3 protein-coding genes are annotated in these 2,581 nt (G+C 67.6%); all 3 read right to left on the bottom strand.

The features are described 5' to 3' along the window. On the bottom strand, nt 1-542 hold a 542-nt coding region (locus ABHT90_RS09945), incomplete at its 3' end, for a hypothetical protein (protein ID WP_346982401.1). After that, nucleotides 535-711, bottom strand: coding sequence for a hypothetical protein (locus tag ABHT90_RS09940; protein ID WP_346982400.1), 177 nt, complete (start codon nt 709-711; stop codon nt 535-537). The genes ABHT90_RS09945 and ABHT90_RS09940, both read right to left, overlap by 8 nt. A 253-nt stretch (nt 712-964) precedes the next feature. Beyond that, nucleotides 965-2,458 (bottom strand): MobA/MobL family protein, encoded by a 1,494-nt coding sequence (locus ABHT90_RS09935; RefSeq protein ID WP_346982399.1) that lies wholly within the window; start codon nt 2,456-2,458, stop codon nt 965-967. Nucleotides 2,459-2,581 lie beyond the last annotated feature (123 nt).

Genomic DNA, 2,581 nt, shown 5'->3' with positions numbered 1-2,581 from the left:
TCGTACGGACGACCGTCGGGCAGCCTGTCGTACTCGCGCGGCCCCGTCTCCAGCAGCTCCTTGGCGCGGTCTGGGTCATAGCGCACATCCCAGGGAGAGCAGTAATACCATGCGGAATTGCCTCCGTATCGGGTAAGCCGCCACCGAGCCTCGGCGATTGGGACGAAGCCGAGATCGCACCACTGGTAGGCGGTGTGGTCGCGGCGGCCCTCCTGCAAGGTTTCCTCGTCGATGTGAGCCCCCCAACAATCGAGAAGGTCTTTGCGATGCTGTTCCGCGCGGGCGGCACCCTCGCTGCGCTCGCGCTCCTCGGCCTCGCGCTTCGCCTTGGCGTCGGCGCGGCGGCGGCGGTTGACCGCCTCGACGTCCTTTTTCGCCCAGGGACGCGTCTGCTCGATGTTGTAGAACATCGCGGTCGTGTTTCCGTTCGGGGAGCGCCAAGTGCGCTCCACGCCTTTTCCGAGCTGGCCTTTCTTGACATGGCGGTGCTTCTTCTCCCACTGTGCCGCGGTGCGCAGCTCGACGCCGTCAATCTCAATCATGGAGGCTCACCTCCTTGGGTAGATCGCAGTCGAGATAGACACGGACATACCTGCTCTCGCCGCAGTTCGGGTACTCGCGGGAGCGCTCCAGAACGCACCCCGCCGCCTGCATCGCGTCGGCGATGCGCTGAACCTCGTCGGTCATGCCCTCAAGACGAACCCTGACCATGACAACCTCCTTGCCGTGAACCCTGCGCCACCGTCCGTGGCGCAGCCTAAGCGTACGGCTCCGAAAAAGTCCGAAAAAGTCTAGTTATCGCAGGTCAGACGTGCCATCGCGCAGGCGCACATGCACGCGTATATTTACACGCGCGACCCCTCCAAAATATTTTTTTCGCCGGCAGCCGCGAACGGTCGGGATGCCGCGGCGGGCGGCCGTGGCCAAAGCCGCCGCCAAGGTAGCTGAAGCTACCGTCCGGCGGCTAGTGCTTGGGCTTGTGGCCGCGGGGGCGTTTCTGTTCGGCCTGCGGCGGCTCGGGCTTGCGAGGCGCGGGGTCCTCGCCCGCGAGCCTCGCCCGCTCGTCAGCGAGCTTGCGGCGCTCGATGCCGAGCCCCGCGGCCTTGAGCAGGGGGCCGGACAGCATCGCAGCGCTGTTGCCGCCCTGCAGCTGGCGAATCTTGAGGTCAAGCGCGGCAATTTGCTCGTCGAGCTGAGCGATCATCTCCGCGCGGGTATCGACCTGATCCGCGGTGGCCATGGCCACGCGGCGCTGGGCATCGGCGGCCGCGGCGGCGGTGGCCATGGCCACGCGGCGGCGCTTGGCCAGCGCGCCCCTGTGCCTGCCCTGGGCACGACCGCGCTTGGCCTTCTCGATGCGGCCGCGCTGACGCTCGAGCTCCGCGACTTCCCGTTGCAGCTGCTCGAGGGCGGCGCCCTCCTGCTGTAGCTCTGCGCGAAGGACCCGCAGGCGGGCGTTGCGGTCGCGTATCTCTTTATTCAGCTTGACGCGATCGGCGTGCCCGATTAGCCCGGTGCCGCCCTCATGCACGGTCGGCTGCTCATCCAGCCCTCTATCTTTATTGCTGCGATGGTCGATAATCTGTGCCGTGGTTCCCGTTGCGGCGGCGTGTGCCGCGAGGTGCCTGTTGGCGATCTCTGCCCAGGCCGCGCGGACGGCCGTGAGTTCGGCACTACCGACGTCGCGCGCGGCCTGACCCGAGATACGGTGCATCTGCACTGGCCTCTTACTCGTGCGGTCCTTCGTGCCCAGGCCCTCGGCCTTCGCCTGCTTCATGGTCAGGCGGCGGCCATCCTTGAAGTTATATATCTTCTCCCAGCCATCTGCCTTGGCTGCCTTCCAATCGGTTGCGCGAATGGGTGCCTGCCGCCCATGTGCATCCTGGCACAGGTACCAGCACTGCCCCTTCTCGGCCTTGGTCCTCTGGATGAAGCCCTGAGCGCTAATGTCGAGCGCGGAGACGAGTACGTGAGCGTGGGGGTTCCCGCCGCGGCCGTCGTCATGTATCGCCCAGTCGCACGCCTTCGCGGGGAACATCCCGCAGAAGTCGCGCACGCAGGCGCGGCGGCCGGCGGCATCGAGCTCGATCGGCAACGCAAACTCATAGCGCAGCGCGACGAGCTCGTTGCCGCCGCCGCCCTCGGCCCATGCCCGCTCGGCCCCGTTCCAGAGCTCGCCGCGCCCGATGGGCGGCACGCCACCGGGGAGAGACAGACCCTCCTCGACGACGCGCTCCTTCCTGGCATAGTCGCAGAGCTGCCCCGACCGCTCTTCCACAAGCGCCTGGCCCGACTGGTATGCGGCCTTCCTGACCGCGCCCGCCCCGGTGGCGGGCGAGCAGCCGCGGTAGTTCAGATGGAAGATGGCCATGCGAGTTCCTTTCAGGCAAGGGGCGCAGATGCGCCCCGCGCAGCGGCGCGGTGCGCCGTGAGCCGCGGTCGGCGAACGGTGCCCCACGGCGCGGAGCGCAAGGGAGTGCAGCGACCGCGCAGCCCGACCACGTAGACGTGAGCCGTCTCAGGCGAACGGCTTCGGTGTCGGGCGTAGGGCCGTCTGCCAAGACCGCACGCAGTGCAGGAC

Origin of the sequence: Collinsella aerofaciens (genome assembly GCF_039758815.1) — a bacterium.
Lineage (GTDB): Bacteria > Actinomycetota > Coriobacteriia > Coriobacteriales > Coriobacteriaceae > Collinsella > Collinsella aerofaciens_BP.
This window is presented reverse-complemented; position numbering and strand designations above follow the sequence as displayed.